This window comes from Zhongshania sp. (assembly GCF_041623545.1).
In the GTDB taxonomy this organism is placed as follows: domain Bacteria; phylum Pseudomonadota; class Gammaproteobacteria; order Pseudomonadales; family Spongiibacteraceae; genus Spongiibacter.
In genome coordinates this window covers 1-2,709 of the sequence record NZ_JBFJWS010000378.1, presented here as the reverse complement: position 1 = coordinate 2,709, position 2,709 = coordinate 1, and the positions used below count along the sequence as shown (strand labels likewise).

Below are 2,709 nucleotides of genomic sequence, written 5' to 3'. Positions count from 1 at the left end.
GCAGGCCGGGGGCGAGGTCTGGACACCAGAGGGCAAAATTCTCGACATTCAACCCGAACATATTCATCAGCGGGTTCCGGTTATTCTCGGCGCGGCGAGCGAAGTTAAAATTTGCGTTGACTACCACCAGCGCTGATTTTTACAGCGCGTTTATCGAGATTTACCACCATGCTCAGTTACCGTCACGGCTTTCACGCTGGCAACCATGCCGACGTGCTAAAACACCTAGTGCAGGTATTGTGCTTGGATTACTTACAACAAAAGCCCACCCCGGTGTCCTATATCGACACCCATGCGGGGGCTGGCTTTTACCACTTTGCCAGTGCCTTTAGCGCACAAAATCGCGAGTTCGACAGTGGTATCGCCAAGCTCCGCGCCGCCGCCGGTGAGCAGGAATTTCCAGCGCCATTACAGCGCTACCTCGAGGTAATCGACGCCTGCTGTAAAGGCGAAGCGGAAGGCTACCCCGGCTCTCCCGCTATCGCCCTGCAGTTACTACGCGAGCAAGACAAAGCGCATTTATTTGAACTGCACCCCAATGACCACGAGAACCTACGCAAACGCTTTCATCACAGCGCGCGCATAAATGATTCCGATGGCTTTGCCGGTTTAAAAGCTCTGCTGCCGCCACCAAGTAAACGCGCCCTGGTGTTAATTGACCCACCTTATGAAGACAAAAATGACTACCGCAATGTCATTAGCGCACTTAAAGACAGCCAGCGCCGCTTCCCGAATGGCGTTTACGCCCTTTGGTATCCTTTAATTCCCCGCGACGAATCCAAAGATTTAGGGCGGCGATTAAAGGCGCTATCACCAAATAACTACCTCCACGTAAAGCTCACAGTGCAAGCACCAGCAGGCGAGCACGGCATGTTTGGCAGCGCCATGTTTGTTATCAACCCACCATGGCAGCTCGCCACACAACTCGCCGAGGTCATGCCGGTGATCGAGCAACTACTCGGCGACGGTGAACACAGTCAGTTTGAGCTAAATTCGGCGATCCCTTAATCCTTGAAGGAAACGCCCCCTCGGGTAAGGCCCACCTCATAACGCAGGAGAGAAAAGTTACATCACCATAACCTTTTCTCCCAATTGCGATACAATTCACAGACCTTATCCGCGCCTAGCTCTATAACTCATAAAAAGTAAAACAAGGTTACTCCCAATGACAAAACCCTATTTTTTGCGAACGACTGCATCAATTTTTGCTTGTGCAGTGTTAACGGCCTGTGGTGGTGGCAGCAATAGCGGCGGCTCAATAACCACACCGAGCAGTAGTGACCCCGCTTTAGAAACCGACATCGCAACGCTAAATGCCAGCTTAGTATGCGGTGAGTTAAGCCACCCCGCGACCGAGGTCGTTCTATTAGTGCACGGCACCTTTACCCACGGTGAAGAGCAATACAACTGGAGCTACAAGCCACTGCTTGAAGAGCGGGGTTACGATGTTTGTGTGGTCACCTACCCGGACCGCGGCCTAAACGATTTACAGACGTCAGTTGAATACGTGGTCAATGCCGTACGGAAAATACACGCCGACACTGGCCGCAAAATCGATATGATTGGCCACAGCCAAGGCGGCTTACATCCGCGCTGGGCGGTAAGCTGGTGGCCCAGCCTGCGTCCAATGGTAGACGACATTGTGAGTTTGGCCGCCCCCCATCACGGCACCCAGATGTCTCCTTCGGCACTCAATGGCACGATTCCATTGGGCATGCCTGCAGCGGCATTTCAGATGGCCCAAGACGCCGCCTTTATTGCCGCATTAAACAGCGGCGACGAAACCCCAGGCGATATCGACTACACCAACATCTACACGATGATGGATGAATTGGTACAACCCTATGAACCGGAGCCAACGGCGGCACTGGATTTTGGCATGGGCAATCCAAAAGTTAGCAACACCCTGATCCAAGATGTGTGCCCGGGGCGACTGGTCGATCACGTAACGATTGGCCTCAGCGACCGCTTTACCTTTGATCTAACCTTAGATGCACTGAGTAATGCCGGCCCCGCCAATGTCGAGCGCGCCGGTGGCGCCGAGCTGTGCGGCTTACTACCGTTACCGGATCAGGTACTTTCGGCAACAATCTTTGAAGATTTCGCCAGTGTCTTTGGCAGTGAACAAGCACAGGGCTTCCCCGGCGCCGAGCTTGTGGAAGAAGAGCCACCACTGCGGGACTACGCGACCAAGCCCATGCCGAGATAGATGTTGGGGATGGCCTGACGACAGAAGTTGGGCGTCAGACGTAAGGGCATTCGCTGACGTTCATATGGATACCTGCCTGCGCAGGTATGACGTCTGATGTCGTGTTTTATTATCGTCAATCCTGCGAAATTCGGACACCGCCCCTTCGGAGGCAGGGGGTCCATCCCAGCAACAGAGCGTAAATTTGATGGCGGCACTAAAAGCATGCGCTGCGCTCATATGGATCCCCCCCCTGCCTTTAATATCGTCACTCCTGCGAAGGCAGGAGTCTATCTCAGCGACGGAGTGCCCACACAGACGTTGACGCCGAAGGCATTCGCTACGCTCACATGGATACCTGCCTGTGCAGGTAAGGCTCGGCGGGGTGCCACGTAAACCGCTATGACCTGCTTTGCTCGTCCCGCCAAGCATCCCGCGACCTCAAAACGTCTTGCGCACTTCAACACCGTAGAAGCGGGGCTCGCCCAACACCCGCGCAAATGTACCCAAGGATTCACCGG

The 2,709-nt window shown here is 54.3% G+C and carries 2 protein-coding genes and 1 pseudogene; all 3 read left to right on the top strand.

Annotation, left to right across the window (positions count from 1 at the left end; all coding sequences use genetic code 11):
• A pseudogene (locus ABYT30_RS18145) lies at positions 1–136 on the top strand (fructose-bisphosphatase class I); the annotation flags it as partial.
• A 32-nt stretch (positions 137–168) separates the two neighbouring features.
• On the top strand, positions 169–1,008 hold the full coding sequence (locus ABYT30_RS18140) for a 23S rRNA (adenine(2030)-N(6))-methyltransferase RlmJ (RefSeq protein ID WP_373097905.1): 840 nt from the start codon (positions 169–171) through the stop codon (positions 1,006–1,008).
• 157 nt (positions 1,009–1,165) lie between these two features.
• Positions 1,166–2,209 carry an esterase/lipase family protein gene (locus tag ABYT30_RS18135; protein WP_373083101.1) on the top strand — a complete coding sequence of 348 codons (1,044 nt, stop codon included), beginning with the start codon at positions 1,166–1,168 and terminating at the stop codon, positions 2,207–2,209.
• Positions 2,210–2,709 lie beyond the last annotated feature (500 nt).

What these genes read in the sequence shown, in the direction of transcription:
- ABYT30_RS18140 (WP_373097905.1), top strand. Translation starts at nt 169, where the DNA reads ATGCTCAGTTACCGTCACGGCTTTCACGCTGGCAACCATGCCGACGTG.
- ABYT30_RS18135 (WP_373083101.1), top strand. Translation starts at nt 1,166, where the DNA reads ATGACAAAACCCTATTTTTTGCGAACGACTGCATCAATTTTTGCTTGT.